Source organism: Vibrio brasiliensis LMG 20546, assembly GCF_000189255.1.
Taxonomy (GTDB): Bacteria; Pseudomonadota; Gammaproteobacteria; order Enterobacterales; family Vibrionaceae; genus Vibrio; species Vibrio brasiliensis.
Genome location: NZ_AEVS01000063.1, coordinates 1 through 23173 on the forward strand (window position 1 = coordinate 1; position 23173 = coordinate 23173).

The window sequence follows — 23173 nt, forward strand, 5'->3', positions numbered from 1 at the left end:
TAACTTGTTGTTTATTGCAACAACTTAACAGGATATAATCACCCATTATTTACATTGATTTAACAGCAACTCGCCGATTTTTGCGCTGAGATGTTGTTGGTCAGCCACAATCTAATAATAGGTAAGCACGAACTTACCTTCAGGAATGTAAAGTGAGTTTAATGGATATGTCTCGAAAATTATTAACCGCTTTGGTCGCTGCGATTACTTTTTCTAGCGCCTCTTTTGCAGCCAGCGTAAGCCAAGAAGAATATGATGCAATTGCAGAACGTATTAAACCTGTTGGTGACGTTTACCTAGCAGGCGCAGAGCCAGTAAAAGCAGAACCAACAGGTCCACGTGATGGTGCTGCAGTATACGGTACATTCTGTATCGCTTGTCACGCATCAGGCGTTAGCGGCGCACCAAAAACTGGTGATGCTGGCGATTGGGCTCCTCGTATTGCTCAAGGTAAAGATGTTCTAGCAGACCACGCGATCAACGGCTTCAACGCGATGCCGGCAAAAGGTTCTTGTATGGACTGTTCAGATGATGAAATCATCGCAGCTATCGAACATATGATTGAAGGCCTGTAACAAGTTCTTCCTTTATATAGATAGAGAAAAGGCTTGGTGTGAACCAAGCCTTTTTTGTTTGCTACTTTTTATTGAACATTGCTCTGATATTGGCAATATGAGCCTGACCTTTCGCCATTCGCTCTTCAGCTGAGACAGGCTTTTTCACTTGTTCCCATTCAACATCATCAAACGGCAGTTCATCTAAGAAGCGACTTTGAGTCGGTTTAATCAACTCGCCAAACTGACGACGCTCTTTACACATAGTAAAGGTGAGTTCGCGCTGGGCACGGGTAATACCTACGTACATCAAGCGACGCTCTTCTTCTACATTATCTTCATCAATACTGGTTTGGTGAGGCAATATTCCCTCTTCACTACCAATCAGATAAACATAAGGAAACTCCAGGCCTTTAGACGCGTGCAGCGTCATCAACTGAACCGCATCACTATCGTCATCTTCTTCACCACGTTCCATCATGTCACGCAGGGTCAAACGCTGAACAACCTCTTTAATGCTCTTCTCTTCCTGATCGTAGTTATCTCCCTCAAGGTCGGCCACAATCCAGGAATAGAGATCTGAGACGTTCTTCATTCGCATCTCAGCCGCCTTTGGACTCGAAGAGGTTTCGTATAACCAGTCTTCGTAGTTAATGTCACGAACCAAAGAACGCACCGCTTCAACAGTATCACCGCGCTCAGCTTGATCGGCGATTTTAACCAGCCAGCCAGTAAAACGACGTAAGTTTTCCAAGCCACGACCACTAAGCGTTTGCTCAAGCCCCATCTCGAAACTTGCTTCAAATAAGCTTTTGCCACGCATATTGGCGTAACTGCCCAATTTTTCTAACGTTACTGGACCAATTTCTCGTCGTGGCGTGTTTACAATACGTAGAAATGCGTTGTCATCATCAGGGTTAACCAAGATGCGTAAATACGCCATGATGTCTTTGATTTCCGCACGGGCAAAAAACGATGTACCGCCAGAGAGCTTGTATGGTACTCGGTTTTGCATCAGAGATTTTTCAATCAGGCGTGATTGGTGGTTACCCCGGTAGAGCACGGCGTAATCTTTATATTCTGTTCTATTTAGAAACTTGTGGGCAATCAGTTCGCCCGTAACGCGCTCCGCTTCATGGTCTTCATTTTTAGCCAGCAGAACTTTGAGCTTTTCGCCGTCAGGGATCTCAGAGAACAGTGACTTGTCATAAACGTGCGGGTTGTTAGCAATCAAAATATTGGCTGCACGCAGGATACGACTGGTCGAACGATAGTTTTGCTCTAGCTTGATAAGACGAAGGCTTGGGAAGTCTTCACCCAGTAACACCAAGTTTTGCGGCTTTGCACCTCGCCAGGAGTAGATTGACTGGTCATCATCGCCTACAACAGTCAGACGCCCTCGTTCACCAACAATCAGTTTAACCAGATCATACTGGCTGGTGTTGGTATCCTGGTACTCGTCCACTAATAGGTAGCGAATTCGATTCTGCCAGCGTTGGCGCACCTCTTCATTTGTACGCAGTAGCAGTACAGGTAATGAGATTAAGTCGTCAAAGTCGAGGGCGTTATAAGCCTTCATCTGCTTTTGGTACATCTCAAAGCAGAATGCAAACAGTTGTTGCTGCTCACCTTTCGCCTGAGCTTTCGCTTGCTCGGGCGTCAACATATCGTTTTTCCAGTTAGAGATAGTGCTCAGCAGCTGGCGTAGTAAGTCTTTATCGCCATCAAGCTGCTTCTCGGTAAGCTCTTTCAATAACGCCATTTGGTCCTGATCATCAAATAGAGAGAAACCCGCTTTTAAACCCAGCGCTTTGTACTCTCGCTTAATGATGTTCAAACCCAAAGTGTGAAAAGTCGAGACCATCAGGCCTTTCGCTTCCTGTTTACCTAACGTTTGACCAACACGCTCTTTCATTTCGCGCGCCGCCTTATTAGTAAAGGTCACAGCAGCAATGTTACGCGCCTTGTAGCCACACTGCTGGACCAAATAAGCGATTTTGTTGGTAATAACGCGCGTCTTACCCGACCCAGCACCGGCTAAAACCAGGCATGGACCAGATACATACTTTACCGCTTCGTCTTGATTTGGATTCAGCTTCATAGCGTTCTCAGGTGAATGTTGAAAGTTGTGCCTATAATAATGCTGCAACAGAGCGATTGCTATGCTCTCAACAACAAGAATTTTCCAAGTTGGTTAAATAATATGTTGCATATACCCATACCTCTTGCACTATAATGAATGAACGTTCATTCACAACTAGCTCAATGTAGATTATGTCTGACTCTGAAACCAACGTAGATAAAAGACAGATAATCATCGATGCCGCAGAAAAACTGATTGCAGAATCAGGTTTTCAGGGCTTTTCGATGCATAAGCTTGCCAAAGAAGCTCGAGTAGCTGCCGGCACGATTTATCGCTACTTCTCAGATAAAGAAGATCTCTTGCTGCAAGTTCGTTTAGCCGTAGTTCAACGCAATGCTGAGATTATTCAGCGAGGCGTTACCGACGACATGACGCTTAAACAGCGTTTTCGCAAAATGTGGTTAAACATTTTCGATTTATCAGGGTCAAACATCAGCACTTTGAAAAATCGAGCTCAATACGACTCTTTACCATGCGTTAGAAGCCATGAAACCAAAGAGCTCGAGCGAGAAATGTTCAGCAAGGTCGAACAACTATTTGCAGAAGGACGTGAACAAGGGGTGTTTAAACCTCTAGAAAACCCTGTGCTTGCGGCACTTAGTCTTGAAGTCAGCGTTACTCTGGCTCGCAAGCAATCTCTCGGATATTACCACCTGGATGAAAAAGCGATTGAAGCCGCGATTGAAGCCAGTTGGGATGCGATTACAACACACTAATTTGGAGTTCTGATCAGAATGAAAAAGTGGACTTTCTTTATGCTTCTTATCGCGATACTGCTATTTGGCAGCGTGATAGGTTTCAATTTATTTAAACAACAGAAGATTGCCGAGTACATGGCGAATCGTCCTGAGCCAGAGTTTCCTGTCACAGTCACTGAAGTGAAGCCTGTTGATTGGGTTCCTGTTATTGAGGCGATTGGTTTTATCGAACCAAACCAAGGTGTAACCGTTGCTAACGAAACCAGTGGTGTTATCGACAAGATCGCATTTGAGTCTGGTACTCAGGTTGAAGAAGGCCAGCCATTGGTACTACTAGATTCTGAAGTAGAAAAAGCTAACCTGAAGAGTTCTCAGGCCCGCTTGCCTGCTGCAGAAGCTAAGTACAAACGCTACAAAGGTCTATTCAAAAAAGGCTCGATCTCTAAAGAAGCATACGATGAAGCTGAAGCGAACTACTTCTCTCTTCAAGCTGACATTGAAAGTCTGAAAGCTTCTATTGACCGCCGTGAAATCAAAGCACCGTTTGCAGGTGTTGTAGGTATTCGTAATGTTTACCTTGGCCAATACCTACAAGCTGGTACTGACATCGTGCGCCTTGAAGACACAAGCGTGATGCGCCTGCGCTTTACTGTTCCTCAAACAGATATCTCTCGTATCTCTATCGATCAAGAAGTGGATATTTTCGTTGATGCTTACCCAGAGAAACCATTCAAAGGTTCTATCTCTGCGATTGAGCCTGCGGTAAATATTCAGAGTGGTCTGATTCAGGTTCAGGCAGATATTCCGAACAGCGATGGTCAGCTACGTAGCGGCATGTTCGCACGTGCAAACATCATCCTGCCTAAGCTTGAAAATCAGGTAACGCTGCCACAAACAGCTATCACATATACGCTATACGGCGACAACGTATACATCATCTCTGATAAAGATGGCGAGAAGCGTGTTACACAGCAAGTGGTTAAAGTAGGTGAACGTACACAAGATATCGCCCACATCCTTGAAGGTGTTAAACCAGGAGATGTAGTCGTTACTTCAGGTCAGGTACGTCTAAGTAACCACGCTAAAGTTCGTGTAGTAGAAAGCGATGCGACTACTCCACCAGCTGAAACACCAATGCTGTAACTGGAGGCCTCATGCGCTTTACTGATGTTTTCATTAAACGTCCAGTTTTAGCGGTATCGATCAGCTTTTTGATTGCCCTGCTTGGTTTACAAGCAATATTCAAAATGCAGGTCCGTGAATACCCTGAAATGACGAATACGGTAGTGACGGTTTCAACCAGTTACTACGGTGCTAGTGCTGACCTGATCCAAGGCTTTATTACACAGCCACTGGAGCAAGCGGTCGCACAGGCGGACAATATTGACTATATGACTTCTCAGTCGGTATTAGGTAAATCAACCATTACCGTCAACATGAAGTTAAACACCGACCCGAACGCAGCCTTGTCTGACGTTCTGGCTAAGACTAACTCGGTTCGTTCTCAGCTTCCTAAAGAGGCAGAAGATCCGACCGTAACTATGTCTACCGGTTCCACGACCGCGGTACTTTACATTGGCTTTACCAGTGATGAGCTATCTTCTAGTCAAATCACTGACTACCTAGAGCGTGTAATCAACCCGCAGCTATTCACTGTTAACGGTGTCTCTAAGGTTGACCTGTACGGTGGTATGAAATACGCACTGCGCATCTGGCTAGATCCATCGAAAATGGCGGCTCTTGGTCTGACTGCGAGTGATGTAATGGGCGTACTGAACGCGAACAACTACCAGTCAGCAACTGGTCAGGCTGTTGGTGAGTTTGTTCTTTACAACGGTAGTGCTGATACTCAGGTCTCAAATGTTGAAGAACTGTCGAACCTTGTTATTAGCACTGATGACGGTGATGTAACTCGCCTGAGTGATATCGCGAAGGTATCACTAGAGAAAAGTCACGACGTTTACCGTGCAAGCGCAAACGGTCAGGAAGCGGTTGTAGCTGCAATTAACGCAGCGCCAAGTGCAAACCCGATTAACATTGCTGCAGATGTACTAGAGCTACTACCTCAACTAGAGCGTAACCTGCCAAGTACCATCAAGATGAACGTTATGTATGACTCAACGATCGCGATCAATGAGTCGATTAACGAAGTAATCAAAACGATTGTTGAAGCCGCAGTTATCGTACTTATCGTGATCACCCTGTTCCTGGGTTCGTTCCGTGCGGTAATCATCCCTATCGTGACTATCCCGCTATCACTAATCGGTGTTGCGATGGTAATGCAAGGGATGGGATTCTCATGGAACCTGATGACGCTACTGGCGATGGTTCTGGCTATCGGTCTGGTAGTCGATGATGCGATCGTTGTTCTTGAGAACGTTGACCGTCATATCAAGCTTGGCGAGTCTCCTTTCCGGGCAGCGATTATCGGTACTCGTGAAATTGCGGTACCTGTTATTGCAATGACACTGACGCTGGGTGCGGTATATGCGCCAATCGCCCTAATGGGTGGTATTACTGGCTCGCTATTTAAAGAGTTCGCATTGACTCTGGCAGGTTCAGTATTTGTATCAGGTATCGTGGCACTGACCCTATCGCCAATGATGTGTTCAAAAATGCTTAAAGCGAATGAAGAGCCAAGCAAATTTGAACAGAAGGTTCACCACATCCTTGATGGCATGACTAACCGCTACGCGAATATGCTTAAAGCGGTAATGCAGCATCGCCCTGTCGTCATTGGTTTCGCAATCATCGTATTCGCAAGTCTACCTATGCTGTTCAAGTTCATCCCAAGTGAGTTGGCACCATCTGAAGATAAAGGCGTTGTGATGCTAATGGGTACTGCACCGTCTAACGCTAACTTAGACTTTATGCAGAACACCATGAATGACGTAAACGCAATTCTTTCTGATCAGCCAGAAGTAGCATTTGCTCAGGTGTTTACTGGTGTGCCTAACTCGAACCAGGCATTTGGTATTGCATCTATGGTGCCTTGGAGTGAGCGTGAAGCAAGCCAGTCTGAAGTAGCAAACCGCGTAGGTGGCTTAGTAAGTAACGTTCCAGGCATGGCAGTAACGGCATTCCAGATGCCAGAGCTACCAGGTGCAGGTTCAGGTCTGCCGATTCAGTTCGTAATCACGACACCAAATGCGTTTGAGAGCTTGTTCTCTATCGCAACGGACGTACTGACTGAAGTGAAGTCGAGCCCGATGTTTGTTTATTCAGATCTGGATCTGAACTACGACTCTGCGACGATGAAAATCAACATCGACAAAGACAAAGCGGGTGCATACGGCGTAACCATGCAAGATATTGGTATCACGCTAAGTACTATGATGGCTGATGGCTACGTAAACCGTATCGACCTTAACGGCCGTTCTTACGAGGTTATTCCTCAGGTTGAACGTAAGTGGCGCCTGAACCCAGAGTCGATGAACAACTACTATGTACGTTCTGCTAACGGCAAAGCCGTCCCTCTGGGCAGCTTAATTACTATTGATGTGGTGGCAGAGCCTCGCTCTCTACCTCACTTCAACCAGCTAAACTCAGCGACCGTTGGTGCCGTTCCAGCACCAGGCACGGCTATGGGTGACGCAATTAACTGGTTTGAAGGTGTTGCGGCAGAGAAACTACCAAGCGGTTACAACCACGACTACATGGGTGAAGCGCGTCAGTACGTGACAGAAGGTAGCGCACTATACGCAACCTTTGGTCTTGCACTTGCGATCATCTTCCTGGTTCTGGCGATTCAGTTTGAATCACTGAAAGATCCACTCGTAATCATGGTGTCAGTACCACTCGCGATTTGTGGTGCCTTGATAGCTCTGGCTTGGGGTGCAGCGACGATGAACATCTACTCTCAGGTAGGTCTAATCACGCTGGTCGGCCTGATTACCAAACACGGTATCCTGATCTGTGAAGTAGCTAAAGAAGAACAGCTACATAACAAACTAGGTAAAACAGAAGCGGTAATGGAAGCGGCGAAGGTTCGTCTACGCCCTATCCTAATGACGACAGCAGCGATGATCGCTGGTCTTATCCCGCTAATGTACGCAACTGGTGCAGGTGCCGCTCAGCGCTTTAGTATTGGTATCGTAATCGTTGCTGGTCTGGCAATCGGTACTATCTTTACGCTGTTTGTACTGCCAGTTATCTACAGCTACCTGGCTGAGAAACACAAACCATTACCAGTGTTTGTAGAAGACAAAGATTTGGAGAAACTAGCACGTATTGATGAAGCGAAAGCAGCTCAACGCGAACTAGCAGATAACAATTAATCTTGGTTAAGTTTAAAAAGGTCACTTCGGTGGCCTTTTTTATTGCCACCATTTGCTGGTAGTCGCTTCGAATTTTTACTATCCAACTAGCGACTTTCACGTATCAATTACATAGAATGAGGGCAAATCGAAAGGAGTTTTAGTCACATGTTTGACCCAAAGAAACTAGAGCAAATTGCTAAACAAATTCACGACTCTATGCCTGCACCTGTAAAAGAGCTAGGTGCTGACGTAGACCAAAAAGTACGTCAGGTTATTCAAGGTCAGCTTAACAAGCTAGACGTTGTTAGCCGTGAAGAGTTCGATGTACAGACTCAGGTTCTGCTTCGTACTCGTCAAAAGCTGACTGAGATGGAAAAGAAGCTGGCGGATCTAGAAGAGAAGCTAAGCGAGAAATAATAGCGAGAAGCGAGAAATAATAGCGAGAAGCGAGAAGCGAGAAGCGAGAAGCGAGAAGCGAGAAGCGAGAAGCGAGAAAATCTTGGAAGGTTGACGTGAAAGCGTCAACCTTTTTTCTGCCATAGAGATATAAGTCCCTAACAAAAAACTCTGTATCAGATACCTACTCAGAAGCTATAACGTGCATCTCTCGAAGGGCGCAGCGTTCTAAAAAAAAGGCCTGGTCAACGGTGACCAGGCCTTTTGATTAGATGTTGTGTTTTATGTTGTATTTATTGACCCCAGTCTAGCCGGAGTTCTTTCCTAACCTAGGTTAGTGAATTACGTAGGATTAATATTCACAGCTAAGAGCTTAAGTTCGCGGAGGTAACACGGAGTTTGCGCGAGCAAATGAGTATTACCGACAAAGAAATTAAGCTCCTTAGCGAAGAAGATTAGCCGCCCACGGCAATGTTCTTCATATCAGTCATATACCCGCGAAGCTCTTCACCGATGTACTCAACTGGGTGGTTACGGATAGTATCGTTAACTTCGATTAGACGAGCGTTGTCTACCTGGTTCGAAGTCTCACCTAAACCTTTACCGATTACGTCTGTACCTACTGAAGGCATGAACTTCTCACGTAGTAGCGGAGTTGCTACATTAGCGAATAGGTAGTTACCGTATTCAGCTGTATCTGAGATTACTACGTTCATTTCGTATAGACGCTTACGTGCTACTGTGTTTGCGATTAGTGGTAGCTCGTGTAGTGACTCGTAGTACGCTGACTCATCGATGATGCCTGATGCTGTCATAGCTTCGAATGCTAGCTCAACGCCTGCACGAACCATTGCAACCATTAGGATACCGTTGTCGAAGTACTCTTGCTCTGCGATTTCTACATCACCTGCTGGGTAGTTTTCGAATGCGGTTTCACCAGTCTCTGCACGCCAGCCTAGTAGGTTTGCATCGTCGTTCGCCCAGTCTGCCATCATAGTGCTTGAGAACTCACCTGTGATGATGTCATCCATGTGCTTGTTGTAAAGCGGACGCATTAGGTCTTTCAACTCTTCAGACAGCTCGAATGCTTTGATTTTTGCTGGGTTAGACAGACGATCCATCATATGCGTAATACCACCGAACTTCAGTGCTTCTGTGATGGTTTCCCAACCGTATTGTAGAAGTTTACCTGCGTAGCTTGGGTCAATGCCGTCAGCAATCATCTTCTCGTAAGAAACGATAGAGCCCGCTTGTAGCATGCCACATAGGATAGTTTGCTCACCCATCAGGTCAGATTTAACTTCTGCTACGAATGAAGACTCTAGACAACCTGCGCGGTGGCCGCCTGTACCAGCTGCCCATGCTTTAGCGATATCCCAGCCTTCACCTTTTGGATCGTTTTCTGGGTGAACAGCGATTAGTGTAGGAACACCGAAACCACGCTTGTACTCTTCACGTACTTCGGTACCTGGACACTTAGGCGCAACCATTACAACCGTTAGGTCTTTACGGATTTGCATGCCTTCTTCAACAACGTTGAAGCCGTGTGAGTAACCTAGTGCAGCGCCTTCTTTCATTAGCGGCATTACCGTTTCAACTACGTTAGTGTGCTGCTTGTCTGGAGTCAGGTTGATAACTAGATCTGCTTCTGGGATTAGCTTTTCGTAGCTGTCTACTTCAAAACCGTTTTCTTTTGCGTTCTTGTATGATTGACGTTGCTCGTCAATTGCTGCCTGACGCAGTGCATATGCTACGTTAAGGCCAGAGTCACGCATGTTCAGACCTTGGTTCAGGCCCTGAGCACCACAACCAACGATAACGACTTTTTTACCTTTCAGGTAATCCGCTTCAGTTGCGAATTCGCTGCGGTCCATGAAACGACAACGACCTAGTTGGTCTAGCTGCTCGCGTAGGTTTAAAGTATTGAAATAGTTAGCCATTGGGCGCTCCTTAAAAGAATTTTTCCGTTGAGGTCGGTAGCTCTGTACCGAATGAGTTCATACTAAAACAGACATTCCGTTGCTTAAAGTGATATATTCACAATTAGTAATTGCAATTAATGCAACAAGGATGTGACCATTTCATGAACATTAAGTGTCTGCAGTTGTTCATTCATCTGTGTGATAGTAAAAGCTTTGCTAAGACTGCCTCTGCAATGCATATCAGCCCTTCTGCGCTCAGTCGTCAGATACAGAAACTGGAGGGTGATACCGCACAGGTTTTGTTTGTGCGCGACAACCGAAGTGTCGAGCTAACACCAGCAGCCAAAAAACTCTTGCCGGTAGCCCTGAAGATTCTTGCTGAGTGGCAAAACTATAATGCTCAGCTAAAAGGTCATGATCAGGAGCTTAAAGGGGAAATACGCTTATTCTGTTCCGTTACTGCAAGCTATAGTCATCTGCCAGAACTGCTATCTGAGTTTCGCCTGCAACACCCGTTTATCGAATTTAAACTCTCTACTGGCGACCCGGCTCAGGCTATTGAAAAAGTCCTCGCTGATGACGTCGATATCGCTATCTCTGCTCAACCTGAACAACTACCTGCACGTATAGAGTTCGAAACGATTAGTGAAATCCCTCTTTCTGTTATCGCGCCAGTTGGAGTAAGTAATTTTGCTGAGGAGCTACAGAAGGATAAGCCAGACTGGTCTTCGATTCCGTTTATCGTTCCGGAATCAGGTACCGCACGAGAGCGCGCCAATGCTTGGTTTAAGGCAATGAAGATTAAGCCAACCATTTACGCACAAGTTTCAGGTCATGAGGCAATTGTCAGTATGGTGGCATTGGGCTGTGGTGTCGGCATTGCACCCGACGTAGTCATCAATAACAGCCCGGTTAAAGAGAAGATTCAACGTCTTAAAGTCGCTTCGATTAAGCCTTTTAAGCTTGGCGTGTGTTGCAAACGCTCTCAGCTAGATAACCCACTGGTCAAAGCGTTATGGGATACCGCTCACGATACCTATATTGCTCCCTAAGCTCCAAATAGCAAAAAGCCACCGATAAGGTGGCTTTTATATATTGGTGCCATTTTCAACTATGACGATAATCTAGATAACGCGAGAGAATTGCTGCTGTCTCGCCTTGGCTCTCAGGTACTTATCGAAGCACATACAGATGTTACGAATCAGCAGGCGACCACGCAATGTAACGCGAATTTCTTTATCATCCACTTCAACTAATTCATCATTAATGAAGGTCTGAAGCAGCTCTAAATCTTCTTTAAAGTAGTCGTTAAAGGCTACCTTAAACTCAGACTCAATCTTTGTCTTATCTAGCTTAAAGTTACAGATAAGCTGCTTGATAACTTCACGTCGTAGTAAGTCATCACTATCAAGAGCAACACCTTTCCATAAAGCATGACGCTGGTCATTAACCTGCGCATAGTATTTTTTAAGCTCTTTTTGGTTCTGAGCGTAGGCGTCACCAATCATAGAGATAGCCGACACACCAAAACCAACTAGGTCAGCTTCACCTTGAGTAGTGTAGCCCTGGAAGTTTCTGTGTAGCACACCGTTACGCTGAGCAACCGCTAACTCATCATCAGGCTGAGCAAAGTGATCCATACCGATGAACTGATACTCAGCATTAGTCAGTGTCGCAATGGTGTCTTGCAGGATCGCCATTTTCTCTTCAGCCACTGGCAGATCTTCATCTTTGATTTTGCGCTGAGCGGCAAAAAGTTGAGGCATATGAGCATAGTTAAACACAGATAAACGGCCCGGCTTCATCTCAAGGACTTGCTTAAGCGTCTCTGCAAATGACTGTTTAGTTTGCTTTGGCAGACCATAGATAAGGTCCAGGTTAGTCGAACGGAAACCAAGCTGTTTGGCACGTTCAACCATAGCAAAGATAAACTCTTCGTCCTGCTCACGGTTAACCAGTTTCTGAACTTCTTTATTGAAGTCCTGAACACCGATACTCAAACGGTTAAAACCTTCACCACGCAAGTGGTCAAGCATATCCAGTTCAATTTCACGTGGGTCGACTTCAATACTGATTTCAGCATCACCTTCAAAGAAGAACTCACCACGGAGAATTGCCATCAAACGGCTGATTTGCGCTTTAGTTAAGAAGGTTGGCGTACCACCGCCAAAGTGCAGCTGAGTGACTTTTCGTCCTTGCAGCAGTGCCGCACGGGTGCGAATTTCTAACTCTAGAACATCCAGGTACTCATCGGCTTTATGAGCATGTCGAGTAATCACCTTATTACAGCCACAGTAGTAACAAAGCTTGTGACAGAAAGGGATATGGATGTATAGCGACAGAGGACGTTCAGGGTACTGCGTACAAGCCATATCGTAGTCAGCGACAGTAAAAGCCTCATGAAACTCCAACGCTGTTGGGTATGAGGTATAACGAGGACCAGAGTAGTTGTACTTATCAAGTACGGCTTGATCCCAGACAATTTGTTGGCTTGCGACGACAGGCTGCGACATGATGGTAGTTCCGTTTGGGCTGTAATACTTAATTTGGCTATTGAAGCCATTGTAGTTAGCAGGCTATTTTGCCACACCTAGATGATAGTCGTCGGGGGACAGGCTGCATTTTGAGTGGCAATGCTCAGAATTGATAACCCGATCACTACCCTTTAAGGATAGGTGATCGAGTTGTAATGCCAATCTAGATCATTTGAATGTTGATCTGGTTGTTCAGCGGTTGAACCTTTTTCTGCAGTTGCTTCAGCTCTTCAACGATCGCTTGTTGAAGACGAGACTCTGCTTTATGACGCTCAAGGTTTTGTTTCATGCGATCTTGTTTTGCAAGCTTCTGACGTTCTTCACCACGCGCCATATCTTTCACAATATGGAACAGCTCAGATGTTGCCGGATACTCTTTGTCAAAATCTACCCTGTCTTCACCCTGAACATAGTCCATGATGTTGTAGAGACGGATACTGATCTCTGATAGGTCACACTGCTCTTGAATGCCTGCTAAGCAAAGGACGTGGACGCTTTCAAAAATGTTGGCATTACGTTTTTCAATTGCCAGCTTTTGGTGCTGCAATTGCAATTCCTTTTGCTTCTTAAGCTTGAGCAGAAGGTAACCCGCATATGATGCCAGGCCGAGAACAATCACTCCGCCAGCGATGGCTAATAAGGTTACATTCATTGACTCATTTATCCTTTAAATTGGTCCAAATCCATATCTTCAAACTGAGACAATAAGTCTTCGTCTGAATGTGATTTACTACGTGACTCAGTCATTGCCGGAGCTTCAGCTTGTGGCTCTGACTCTTCATCATCGTAAATACCAAGCTGCTTCATCAGAACTTCAATGCGCGCAAGTTTTTCATCAACGTATTTCTGTAGACCGGCACCCAGGTTCTCACCTTCATCAATGCGATCAAGCAATACGTTCAGTTGCGCATCATTTTCTAGCATCTCAAGTTCTTGTTCAGCACTTAGACGGCGTTCAGATTTACTTAGCTTCTTCTGTGGCTCGACAATCAAAGGGATCTTTTTCTTGCTGCCCAGACGTGGGTCACGCGCTTGACCCGCTGTTTGCGCCTTTTGCTGCTTAGCATCTGAGTTACGGTTACCTGTCTTAAGACCTTTGCGCTTTTTGTCTTTCTTACGTAGACGTCCTTCAACGTCTGACTGAGTACGGTTACGTACAACGATTACATCGCTGTGACCACCTGATCTCGTTTTCTTACTACGGCTCATTACTGGGCTTTCCTTAGTAAAATTACATCATTACCAATAAATTCAAGCTCGAGCTGATCCCGCTCTGCCAGATAGCGAAACGTATTGCGGCTAAAAAAGACCACATGCGTTGGGTCATTTTTATAGTGCCATGTGGCAAACGCTTCAACATCAATGACCATCTTGGTCATAAGACCAATCCAGCCACCTGGCTTAACTAAATTCAACCATTGCTGCCACACTTGGTTAGGCTGATATAAGTGCTCTATTACTTCTGTGGCAGTCATAAAGTCATACGTGTTATCTAGCACCTTTGTATCTGGGTGATAGTAAATATCGTACAAACTCATGGCGTGCCCCTGTTCTTGCAACATCAATGATAATGTTGGTCCCGGGCCACAACCAAAATCAATTCCGTGAGAACTTGGCTCAATACGCTCTAATATGGGGTCAGCAACCCGCGATAAAAAGCGTCGATAACCTTCATCCGATGGATCATTCTCATGCAGATCGTAGTGGGCTTTTTCTTGTTTTGCATCCAGACGGTGGTCGGGATTAACGAAAACAAGCTCACACTGCTGACAGCGAAGATATTCGCGACGCTTATCTGCATAGTAGTGTTGATTGTCCAAGCTTTGACAAAGGGGGCAGTTATGCATTGTTCCATCCTCAAACGGGGATGCGAAACATACCAGAAAGTCGCCTTAGAGTGGAGCACTATTGTGCAAATAATCATCGATTCGTGAAAATTAGGAATAAAAAAAGCGATAGAGCAACTCTATCGCTTTCTAAATGCCTTGCGGCCAAACTGTGTTGCACTTATTTAAGTGCATCAATATTCCATTTGTTTTTGGTGCTTTCCCTGCCAAAAGTGTTGTTTGCCACCATCCTGGTGAGTTTTGGCTTTCCTTTTACTTCCTGCTACCTGAGCTAATCCTTAGCCTGATCCGTTCCATTGTCTTAAACCATTAGACAAGGTGACCATCCATATCAAGTAGGTGTCCTACCTACCCTAGCATCCATTCTGCAACTACCAAGTATCCTTTACTTGCGTCCTTGGAGACTTCCTAGTCTGATGTCCTGTACCAGCGTCCTGCCGATGAATACACTTTATCGAACTGAGCTAATTGAACAATCCTCTAATAACAATAAATCACTCTTTTTTTGCTGCGATTTTTTCTTACTCTATTTTTCAAACACTTACAAAAAACAATCAGCCAATTAATACATAACATATGGACAATCTCTCACAAACAGTAGGGAGAGATCATCCATTACTCCACGAAGCCTAGTGTGATCTGACGCAAACGAAAAAGCCCAGACTCAGGTCTGGGCTTTTTCTTTACAACTATATGCTCGAACGAATAAGTAGGGCTTAGTGTAGGCCACCAACATATTTAGAAAGTGTATCGATATCTTCATCCGTTAGCTTCTTCGCGATATCACGCATCATAGCGTTCATATCGTTAGCGCGATTGCTATCACGGAATTTCTCAAGCTGGGCTTTGATGTAATCTGCATGCTGACCAGAGATCTTAGGGAAGCCAGACAACTCAGTACCATTACCACGAGGGCCATGACACGCAATACATGCAGTTAGACCACGCTCAGCATCGCCAGCGGCGTAAAGCACCTTACCTTTCTCTACAACATTTTCAGGTGTTGAGTTCGATGAGATAGGTAGTGATGCGTAGTAAGCAGACAGATCTTTCATATCTTGCTCTGACAGCGGCATAGCCATGCCACTCATTACAGGGTCGTAACGACCTTGCTTACCACCACTAGTCATACCCAGTTTCAGATCTTTAAGCTGCTTTTCAATATATTTAGCATGCTGACCTGCTAGCTTAGGGTACATTGCGAGTTGACTGTTGCCGTCAGCACCATGGCAGGCAACACATGTTTGGGATTTTGCTTTACCAGCTTCAATGCTGCCTTGGGCCCACACAGAGCAGCTGGCTAAAAGACTCAAGATTAGCGCTAATTTCTTCATGACATTCCATTATAATTATCAAGCTTCCGGTACCACTCATGGTACAATAGGCGACCTTATGCCGAGCACGGTTATTTTACACAATTTCACAAAAAAGTAATCAATCGACTACACAAAGTCGAGATGGAGTTAACAGTGAGCGTAAAAATTCATTATCAAAACACGCATTTCATCACTAGTGCACCTGATATTCGTCACTTGCCAGAGGATGAAGGTATAGAAGTTGCGTTTGCTGGACGCTCCAATGCGGGCAAGTCGAGCTCTTTAAATCGCTTGACTAACCAACGTAGCCTCGCAAAGACCAGTAAAACACCAGGTCGTACGCAACTTATTAACTTATTTAAAGTTACTGACGGCTGCCACATCGTCGATCTTCCAGGATATGGCTTTGCACAAGTTCCTCTGGAAATGAAAAAGAAGTGGCAAAAGTCTCTGGGTGAGTACCTACAGAAGCGCCAATGTCTGAAAGGCCTTGTGGTGCTGATGGATATTCGTCACCCAATGAAAGACCTCGACCAACAGCTGATTTTCTGGGCGGTAGACAGTGGTATCCCTGTTCAGGTTCTACTCACTAAAGCTGACAAGCTGAAAAGTGGCGCGCGTAAAGCTCAGGTGCTGAAGATCAAGAAAGATGCAGTTGGCTTTGGCGGTGACGTAAGTGTTGCTGCATTCTCATCGCTGAAAGGCATTGGCGTTGACGTACTTCGTAGCAAGCTAGACGAATGGTTTGCGCCAGCACTTGCAGAGGCTATGGTTGACGAAATTGTTGATGAAGAGAACATCGATAGCGAAAACGAATAGTCCGTTTGAACAAAAGACCATTCCAGACCCTGCCTAGATGGCGGGGTTTTTTATACCCAAAATTCGGCACAGAAAATAAAAAGCCCCACCTTATAGGTGGGGCAACGGGAGAGAAATAGGTGTTATTAATTATTATGCGCTAAGGATCAGGGATCTCATTCCTCAAAGCAACCTCCCTTTTGTTGCGTCTCTTTTTATAGCGGAAAACATCGATTTATCAATAAGCTATTGATTAAAATAAACTAAACAACAATCTTTACGGCTAAAAAACCCATTATCTTACTTTGGTTTTTCACTCAAAATAACCAAAGTGTGACTGGTAGTTAGTTACATATTTTTGCTTAGTTACAGAATCTGCAGACTCGAGATAGTCGATTGAGGAGTGTGAAAATTGCAGTTTGGATGGTGAAGAAAGTGTTCAGAAGAGTGTGGGATAAATTTTTGTTTCGCCCAATAAAAAACGCCCCAGTCAAAAACTGACTGGGGCGGCTGAATCAGCCTAATCCAATAACGTGAAACAAAAGGTCTGAAAGATAGAACATCTTACCTCTGTACCCTACGTCGATTAATGTACAACAATTGGTCAGAAATGAAAACAACTTTTGTAAGTTTTTTTCATTAATTTTTTGTTTAACTACATCATCGCCAGACTGCCACTATCTTTTTTTGAGACAAAAAAAAGCCAGCGTTTGTGCGCTAGCTCATGATATTTAGACCAAATTGGCTATTTTTTGTCTAGTGCGCCTGTTCCCAGTTGTCACCATGACCCGCTTCAGCAACAAGAGGAACGGCTAGTTCAGCTGCAGACTCCATCAATTCTTGTACTTTACTTTCAATTTCGGTCAAAGCTGACTCCTGAACTTCAAATACCAGTTCATCGTGAACCTGCATTAGTAGTTTTACGCGACCATCGCCTTCCGCTTGAATCCATTGGTCAACCAACAGCATCGCTTTCTTGATGATGTCAGCAGCAGTACCCTGCATTGGAGCGTTGATCGCTGCACGCTCTGCCGCTTTACGACGCATACCATTACGCGACTTAATTTCAGGTAAATGCAGACGACGACCAAAAATAGTCTCTACATAGCCCTGCTCTGCCGCCGCGCTACGAGTATCTTCCATATACTGCATTACACCAGGATAACGCTCGAAGTACTTGTTCATGTAGTCTTGCGCTTCACCACGTGGAATACCCAGTTGTTTCGCCAGACCAAATGCACTCATACCGTAAATCAAACCAAAGTTAACGGCTTTAGCACGACGACGTTGCTCTGAGCTCACTTGATCGATAGTCGTACCCATAATTTCTGCAGCTGTGGCAGCGTGAATATCTTTACCTTGCTGGAAGGCATCCAACAACGCTTGATCTCCAGATAGGTGCGCCATAATACGCAGCTCAATTTGCGAGTAGTCGACCGCCATGATTTTGTAGCCATGTGGAGCAACAAACGCCTGACGAATACGACGACCTTCTTCATTACGAATCGGGATGTTCTGTAAGTTAGGATCAGTCGATGATAAACGGCCTGTCGCAGTAACAGCCTGATGGTAAGAAGTATGTACACGCCCTGTCTCAGAGTTAATCATCTTCGGCAGTTTGTCGGTGTAGGTCGACTTAAGCTTAGCCAGACCACGGTACTCAAGAATTAACTTAGGTAACGGGTAATCTAATGCCAGTTCTTGTAGAACTTCTTCATTAGTTGAAGGTGTGCCAGACGGCGTCTTCTTAATAACTGGCAGACCCATTTTTTCGAATAACAGTGCCTGTAGCTGTTTCGGAGAGTTCATATTGAACTCTTGCTCAGCAATCTCATACGCTTTCTGCTCTAGCTCGTCTAAACGCTGTGCGATTTCCTGAGACTGTGCTGCCAGCTTCATGTCATCAATCAGAACACCAGTACGTTCGATACGAGAAAGAACAGGTACTAGAGGAACTTCGATATCTTGGTAGATAGCTTTAAGTTTCTCATCTTGGTCGATGTTTTCCATCAAGCGGTTATGCAGGCGAAGTGTCACATCCGCATCTTCTGCCGCGTACGGTGAAGCTTCATCCAGTTCAATTTGATTGAAAGTCAGCTGCTTTTTACCTTTACCTGCAATCTGCTCGAATGAGATACAGCTATGCTGAAGGAAGCGAAGTGCCAGACTATCCATATCGTGTTTGCCGCCTACGCTGTTGTATACGTAAGACGCCAACATGGTGTCATGCTTGATACCTTTTAATTCGATATCATATCGAGCAAGTACGCTCGCATCGTACTTAAGGTTTTGGCCGACTTTTGCTTGCGTATCGTCTTCCAGAATAGGCTTTAACTGCTCTAATACCCAGTCGCGATCAAGCTGCTGTGGCGCATCAAGATAATCGTGAGCAACAGGAACGTACGCTGCCACACCCTCTTGGGTCGCAAATGACAAGCCGACTAAGTTGGCAACCATGTAATCAAGGCTGTCCGTCTCAGTATCGAAAGCAAACACATCGGCTGCTTTTAGTTTCTCTAACCATGCGTTGAACGTCGCCTGATCAAGAATCGTCTCATACTGACTACGATCGATGGTTACTGCTGAAGTATCCATATCTGGCGCTGAAGCAGCAGATACACTACTACGTTGAGCACCTGACTTTTCGTCTGATTCCACGACACCTGTGCCACCATCAAGCAGCTCGTTTAGCCAAGATTTAAAGACTAGTTGACCATAGAGCTTAACCAGTTCGTCTTTATTAGGTTCTGCCTTAACCAACGAGTCAGGTGTTTCATCCAGCTCAACATCAAGTTTGATGGTCGCCAATTGGTAAGAAAGCTCTGCATTCTCTTTGTTATCGACTAACTTCTTAGCCATGGTTTTAGAACCACGGAAACCTAAGCCTGCGATATCATCAAGGTTCTCATAAAGCTTATCGATGCCGCCGATCCCTTGCAGCAATGCCGTGGCCGTCTTATCACCCACGCCAGGAACACCAGGAATGTTATCCACTTTATCGCCCATTAACGCGAGATAGTCGATGATCAACTCAGGTGGAATACCAAACTTCTCAACCACTCCTTCACGATCCATAACCACATTAGTCATGGTATTGATCAAAGTGATGTTGTCATCCACCAGCTGAGCCATATCTTTATCACCAGTACTGATAAGTACAGGCATGCCCGCTTGTGATGCTTGGTATGCCAAAGTACCGATGACATCATCAGCCTCAACACCAGGGATACAGATCAACGGTAGGCCCATTGCTCGAATAACGTTGTGCAGAGGTTCAATCTGGCAACGCAGATCGTCTGGCATTGGTGGTCGGTTAGCCTTGTACTCTGGATACATGTCATCGCGGAAAGTTTTACCTTTCGCATCAAAAACCACAGCGATGCGATCAGAAGCAAATTGACGCATCATGCTGCGCAACATATTCACCACACCATAAACGGCATTAGTAGGAATATCACCATTACTCATCGTGCCCGGATAAGCATGAAATGCGCGATAAAGGTAAGAAGAACCGTCAATCAGAATTAACGGGTTATCAGGAATGTGAGCCATAGTCTTTACGTATCCAAAGAGAATGCAAATAAGATCTGCTTAGGATGCCATGACTAGGTCAGTGAATCCATTTTAACTCTTTGCGAGCAACTCACACATTTGCACATTCCTTTATCAATCGCCCGGTCAAATTGTGGATAACTCTGTTTATATAATTTACCCACAGGATATGAAAGGTTAGCAAAAAAACAGAAAATACAATTTAAGTCACTGTAATAAAAGAACATTCATTTGGATCGATCATTACCAGATCGATCTAATAACGATCCTTAACTGTGGAAAAGACTATTGGTGTCCTTTTGTTCGCTGGAAAATTACAGGCATAAAAAAAGCGACATCTTTCGATGTCGCCTAGCAAAAAGGGGTCAAAGCATATTCAGGTGAATGTCTCTGCTTTGCCATAAAGCTATAAATTACACTGGAAGCAATGTGAGCAATGTCGTGTCAAAAAGAACTCGTGCAAGTTCGATTAAGTTCGGTGCCATCACCATCTCCAATTCTGAATTTGGTAACTCACTGTCCTTGTGAACTTCTCTCATTCCCTAAGACGAGATAAATAATAACCATTCTCATTTAATGCGTCAACAGCTAAATGAGAAAAAATCTCATTTATTTTTAGTCTGGATTAAAACGATTTGACGAAATGAATACGACTTTCAACTAGTGGGTCTTTTTCTTCAAACTTTTCAATTAGATAGCCATTTCTGAGTAATAACCTCAGCATAGCTGGAAACTGATTTCGCGATTTCACTTTGAGCTGTTGGTAGCCTTGTTCCTTCACCCAGCGCTCTTGAACATCTAACAACTTCTGCGCGACGCCCTTGTTTCTTGCCTTCGGCGACACTCCGCCAAACCAACTATAAAAAGTTTCTTGATCAAGTTGATAGCCAATCTTAAAACCAAGTAACTGCCCTTCTTCCTCAGCGACCTGGATTAGATGGCGCTTACCTTCCAGTCTTTCTGATAAGCTGCTAATGGTCTCTTTATGGATAAACTCGCTAATATCATTAACGACCTCAACGCACTCAGCCAAGGTACCTTCTCGGCAAACAACGGTCATAACTCACTCCGGGAAAACAAAAAAGGCCAGCGTAATGCCAGCCTTTAAATCAATAAGTAAATGCTACGCGATTACTGTTGAGAACCTTTAAGGTACTCTGCCGCCTGAGCATTCTCTTCGGCCAGCCACTCTGCAACATCTTTAGCAAAATAGGTCAGAATGCCATCTGCCCCCGCTCGTTTAAAGCACAGCAGAGACTCCATAACCGTATCACGCTCTTGCAACCAACCATTAGCGAAGGCCGCTTTGTGCATCGCGTACTCACCAGAAACTTGGTAAGCAAAGGTAGGAACCTGTAGCTCAGATTTAACACGACGAACGATATCTAGGTAAGGCATGCCTGGCTTAACCATAACCATGTCGGCACCTTCGTTAACGTCCATCGCAACTTCATGAATCGCTTCATCGGTATTCGCCGGATCCATTTGGTAGTTCTTCTTGTTACCACCTTTCAGATTACTCGCACTACCGACCGCATCGCGGAATGGGCCATAATAGCATGATGCATACTTCGCAGAGTAAGCCATGATCTGAGTGTTGATGTGACCAGCTTGCTCTAGTGCTTCACGAATAGCACCAATACGACCATCCATCATGTCAGAAGGTGCAACAACATCTGCACCAGCTTCTGCGTGTGATAGCGCCTGCTTAATCAGCACTTTAGTGGTTTCATCGTTAAGTACGTAACCATCTTCATCGATGATACCGTCCTGACCATGAGTAGTGAACGGGTCAAGCGCAACATCAGTAATCACGCCAATTTCTGGGATATGTTCTTTCAAAGAACGAACCGCACGCTGCACCAAGCCTTCAGGGTTGTACGCTTCGGCTGCGCAGATACTTTTTGCGTCCTGATTCACCACAGGGAATAGAGCAATCGCAGGCACTCCCAACTGAGCAAGGTATTGAGCTTCTTCTAACATCAAATCAATCGATAGACGTTCAATGCCCGGCATGGATTCCACGGTTTCGCGGCGATCTTTACCCATAAGAATAAACATCGGGTAAATCAGATCGTTAACAGACAGTTGGTTTTCAGCCATTAGACGGCGGCTAAAGTCATGCTTGCGCAGACGGCGCATGCGACGGCCAGGGAACTGACCTTGAATCGAAACTGACACTCTATTCTCCTTGTGTGGTGAAAGTGCTTGGATTGCATAATATCACTCATTGGTAGTGACGCTAGCAACAAAGCAGAAAAATGCAAAAAATGACCAAATGCTCACACTGCCGTATACTGGCACAACTTAATTAGCCAAGAGATTTACCATGATCGATACTCATGCGCACATCTATGCCAGTGAATTTGATGCAGACCGCGACGACGTGGTTAAGCGCGCTCTAGACCAAGGCATTGATAAGATTCTGTTACCTAATATTGACTTAGAGTCGATTGAGCCGATGCTGGCAACTGAAGCTAAGTATCCGCAAATCTGTCGCTCTATGATGGGACTCCACCCTTGTTACGTTGATGGTAATGTGAAACAAACGCTGGAAATTATTCATGCTTGGTTTGAGAAACATCGTTTTATCGCGGTTGGTGAGATAGGTATCGACCTATACTGGGACAAGACCTTCAAAGCAGAGCAGGAGATGGCATTCATCACCCAGTTGAACTGGGCGAAAGAGATGAAACTACCTGTAGTAATCCACACTCGCGATTCAATTGAAGAGACCCTCACTCTGCTTGCTCAGGAACAGGATGGTTCACTGTCTGGCGTATTCCACTGTTTTGGTGGCAGTGTAGAAGAAGCGAAAGCGATCAATGACCTTGGTTTCCACTTAGGCCTTGGTGGTGTTTCAACATTTAAGAACGGTGGTATGGACAAGGTGATTCCTCACCTTGATATGGACTACATCATTCTGGAGACTGACTGCCCTTACCTAGCCCCGGTACCTCATCGTGGTAAGCGTAACGAGCCAGCCTATACCTCTTTAGTCGCTCAGCGTATCGCTGAACTGCGTGATATCAGTATCGAGCAGGTTGACAGCTTAACCACGCAGAATGCAACGAAGCTGTTTGCTCTTTAACACCCACTTTCTGTAAACAAAAAAGGCTTGCCCAATGGCAAGCCTTTTCATTTATCTGCGTGA

General features: G+C 45.1%; 19 protein-coding genes. 8 read left to right on the top strand and 11 right to left on the bottom strand.

From position 1 onward, the window contains the following. The first annotated feature begins 161 nt into the window (after nt 1–161). A complete protein-coding gene (locus tag RH46_RS10560) occupies nt 162–575 on the top strand; it encodes a c-type cytochrome (RefSeq protein ID WP_006879427.1) in 414 nt (137 codons plus the stop codon). Nucleotides 576–636: 61 nt separating this feature from the next. On the opposite strand, the gene rep is transcribed toward RH46_RS10560, so the two are convergent. Beyond that, nucleotides 637–2655 (bottom strand): DNA helicase Rep, encoded by a 2019-nt coding sequence (gene rep / locus RH46_RS10565; protein WP_006879428.1) that lies wholly within the window; start codon nt 2653–2655, stop codon nt 637–639. Nucleotides 2656–2828: 173 nt separating this feature from the next. On the opposite strand from rep, the gene RH46_RS10570 reads away from it, so the two are divergent. The 4 genes from RH46_RS10570 to ubiK all read left to right on the top strand — a co-directional run bounded on the left by RH46_RS10570 (nt 2829) and on the right by ubiK (nt 8071). Further along, nucleotides 2829–3413: a TetR/AcrR family transcriptional regulator gene (locus RH46_RS10570; protein WP_006879429.1), complete on the top strand. Its 585-nt coding sequence runs from the start codon at nt 2829–2831 to the stop codon at nt 3411–3413. 18 nt (nt 3414–3431) lie between these two features. Continuing rightward, a complete protein-coding gene (locus RH46_RS10575) occupies nt 3432–4538 on the top strand; it encodes an efflux RND transporter periplasmic adaptor subunit (protein WP_006879430.1) in 1107 nt (368 codons plus the stop codon). A gap of 11 nt (nt 4539–4549) precedes the next feature. Next, nucleotides 4550–7672, top strand: coding sequence for a multidrug efflux RND transporter permease subunit (locus RH46_RS10580; RefSeq protein WP_006879432.1), 3123 nt, complete (start codon nt 4550–4552; stop codon nt 7670–7672). A 147-nt stretch (nt 7673–7819) separates the two neighbouring features. Further along, on the top strand, nt 7820–8071 hold the full coding sequence (gene ubiK / locus RH46_RS10585; protein WP_006879433.1) for a ubiquinone biosynthesis accessory factor UbiK: 252 nt from the start codon (nt 7820–7822) through the stop codon (nt 8069–8071). A gap of 434 nt (nt 8072–8505) precedes the next feature. Here the strand turns inward: ubiK and ilvC are convergent, their stop codons facing one another. After that, a complete protein-coding gene (ilvC, locus tag RH46_RS10590) occupies nt 8506–9990 on the bottom strand; it encodes a ketol-acid reductoisomerase (protein WP_006879434.1) in 1485 nt (494 codons plus the stop codon). 143 nt (nt 9991–10133) lie between these two features. Between ilvC and ilvY the strand changes: the two genes are divergently transcribed. Then, on the top strand, nt 10134–11024 hold the full coding sequence (gene ilvY, locus RH46_RS10595) for an HTH-type transcriptional activator IlvY (protein ID WP_006879435.1): 891 nt from the start codon (nt 10134–10136) through the stop codon (nt 11022–11024). A gap of 72 nt (nt 11025–11096) precedes the next feature. Here the strand turns inward: ilvY and hemN are convergent, their stop codons facing one another. The 5 genes from hemN to RH46_RS10620 form a co-directional block, all read right to left on the bottom strand. Beyond that, nucleotides 11097–12485, bottom strand: coding sequence for an oxygen-independent coproporphyrinogen III oxidase (hemN, locus tag RH46_RS10600; RefSeq protein WP_006879436.1), 1389 nt, complete (start codon nt 12483–12485; stop codon nt 11097–11099). Nucleotides 12486–12669: 184 nt separating this feature from the next. After that, on the bottom strand, nt 12670–13158 hold the full coding sequence (locus tag RH46_RS10605; protein WP_006879437.1) for a DUF2489 domain-containing protein: 489 nt from the start codon (nt 13156–13158) through the stop codon (nt 12670–12672). Nucleotides 13159–13166: 8 nt separating this feature from the next. After that, nucleotides 13167–13715 carry a Der GTPase-activating protein YihI gene (gene yihI / locus RH46_RS10610; protein ID WP_006879438.1) on the bottom strand — a complete coding sequence of 183 codons (549 nt, stop codon included), beginning with the start codon at nt 13713–13715 and terminating at the stop codon, nt 13167–13169. After that, nucleotides 13715–14353 carry a class I SAM-dependent methyltransferase gene (locus RH46_RS10615; protein WP_006879440.1) on the bottom strand — a complete coding sequence of 213 codons (639 nt, stop codon included), beginning with the start codon at nt 14351–14353 and terminating at the stop codon, nt 13715–13717. Before RH46_RS10615 ends, yihI begins: the two co-directional genes overlap by 1 nt. A gap of 716 nt (nt 14354–15069) precedes the next feature. Beyond that, complete coding sequence (locus RH46_RS10620; protein ID WP_006879441.1) at nt 15070–15687, bottom strand: c-type cytochrome; 618 nt, start codon at nt 15685–15687, stop codon at nt 15070–15072. A gap of 135 nt (nt 15688–15822) precedes the next feature. Between RH46_RS10620 and yihA the strand changes: the two genes are divergently transcribed. Beyond that, the gene (gene yihA / locus RH46_RS10625) at nt 15823–16488 is read left to right on the top strand and encodes a ribosome biogenesis GTP-binding protein YihA/YsxC (RefSeq protein ID WP_006879442.1); all 666 of its coding nucleotides are present in this window, start codon (nt 15823–15825) and stop codon (nt 16486–16488) included. A 494-nt stretch (nt 16489–16982) separates the two neighbouring features. Here the strand turns inward: yihA and spfP are convergent, their stop codons facing one another. The 4 genes from spfP to hemB all read right to left on the bottom strand — a co-directional run bounded on the left by spfP (nt 16983) and on the right by hemB (nt 22200). Next, nucleotides 16983–17030 carry a small protein SpfP gene (gene spfP, locus RH46_RS22655; protein ID WP_438356636.1) on the bottom strand — a complete coding sequence of 16 codons (48 nt, stop codon included), beginning with the start codon at nt 17028–17030 and terminating at the stop codon, nt 16983–16985. A 193-nt stretch (nt 17031–17223) separates the two neighbouring features. Continuing rightward, entirely contained in the window at nt 17224–20019 is a 2796-nt protein-coding gene (gene polA, locus RH46_RS10630; RefSeq protein ID WP_006879443.1) for a DNA polymerase I, read from the bottom strand. A gap of 625 nt (nt 20020–20644) precedes the next feature. Further along, the gene (locus RH46_RS10635; protein WP_006879444.1) at nt 20645–21079 is read right to left on the bottom strand and encodes a GNAT family N-acetyltransferase; all 435 of its coding nucleotides are present in this window, start codon (nt 21077–21079) and stop codon (nt 20645–20647) included. 71 nt (nt 21080–21150) lie between these two features. Beyond that, nucleotides 21151–22200: a porphobilinogen synthase gene (gene hemB, locus RH46_RS10640; protein ID WP_006879445.1), complete on the bottom strand. Its 1050-nt coding sequence runs from the start codon at nt 22198–22200 to the stop codon at nt 21151–21153. Between the two features lie 148 nt (nt 22201–22348). Between hemB and RH46_RS10645 the strand changes: the two genes are divergently transcribed. Next, nucleotides 22349–23110 carry a TatD family hydrolase gene (locus RH46_RS10645; RefSeq protein WP_006879446.1) on the top strand — a complete coding sequence of 254 codons (762 nt, stop codon included), beginning with the start codon at nt 22349–22351 and terminating at the stop codon, nt 23108–23110. Nucleotides 23111–23173 lie beyond the last annotated feature (63 nt).

What these genes read in the sequence shown, in the direction of transcription:
- rep (WP_006879428.1), bottom strand. Translation starts at nt 2,655, where the DNA reads ATGAAGCTGAATCCAAATCAAGACGAAGCGGTAAAGTATGTATCTGGT.
- RH46_RS10645 (WP_006879446.1), top strand. Translation starts at nt 22,349, where the DNA reads ATGATCGATACTCATGCGCACATCTATGCCAGTGAATTTGATGCAGAC.
- ubiK (WP_006879433.1), top strand. Translation starts at nt 7,820, where the DNA reads ATGTTTGACCCAAAGAAACTAGAGCAAATTGCTAAACAAATTCACGAC.
- RH46_RS10580 (WP_006879432.1), top strand. Translation starts at nt 4,550, where the DNA reads ATGCGCTTTACTGATGTTTTCATTAAACGTCCAGTTTTAGCGGTATCG.
- ilvC (WP_006879434.1), bottom strand. Translation starts at nt 9,990, where the DNA reads ATGGCTAACTATTTCAATACTTTAAACCTACGCGAGCAGCTAGACCAA.
- RH46_RS10575 (WP_006879430.1), top strand. Translation starts at nt 3,432, where the DNA reads ATGAAAAAGTGGACTTTCTTTATGCTTCTTATCGCGATACTGCTATTT.
- RH46_RS10615 (WP_006879440.1), bottom strand. Translation starts at nt 14,353, where the DNA reads ATGCATAACTGCCCCCTTTGTCAAAGCTTGGACAATCAACACTACTAT.
- RH46_RS10620 (WP_006879441.1), bottom strand. Translation starts at nt 15,687, where the DNA reads ATGAAGAAATTAGCGCTAATCTTGAGTCTTTTAGCCAGCTGCTCTGTG.
- RH46_RS10605 (WP_006879437.1), bottom strand. Translation starts at nt 13,158, where the DNA reads ATGAATGTAACCTTATTAGCCATCGCTGGCGGAGTGATTGTTCTCGGC.
- ilvY (WP_006879435.1), top strand. Translation starts at nt 10,134, where the DNA reads ATGAACATTAAGTGTCTGCAGTTGTTCATTCATCTGTGTGATAGTAAA.
- RH46_RS10560 (WP_006879427.1), top strand. Translation starts at nt 162, where the DNA reads ATGGATATGTCTCGAAAATTATTAACCGCTTTGGTCGCTGCGATTACT.
- RH46_RS10635 (WP_006879444.1), bottom strand. Translation starts at nt 21,079, where the DNA reads ATGACCGTTGTTTGCCGAGAAGGTACCTTGGCTGAGTGCGTTGAGGTC.
- yihI (WP_006879438.1), bottom strand. Translation starts at nt 13,715, where the DNA reads ATGAGCCGTAGTAAGAAAACGAGATCAGGTGGTCACAGCGATGTAATC.
- RH46_RS10570 (WP_006879429.1), top strand. Translation starts at nt 2,829, where the DNA reads ATGTCTGACTCTGAAACCAACGTAGATAAAAGACAGATAATCATCGAT.
- polA (WP_006879443.1), bottom strand. Translation starts at nt 20,019, where the DNA reads ATGGCTCACATTCCTGATAACCCGTTAATTCTGATTGACGGTTCTTCT.
- hemN (WP_006879436.1), bottom strand. Translation starts at nt 12,485, where the DNA reads ATGTCGCAGCCTGTCGTCGCAAGCCAACAAATTGTCTGGGATCAAGCC.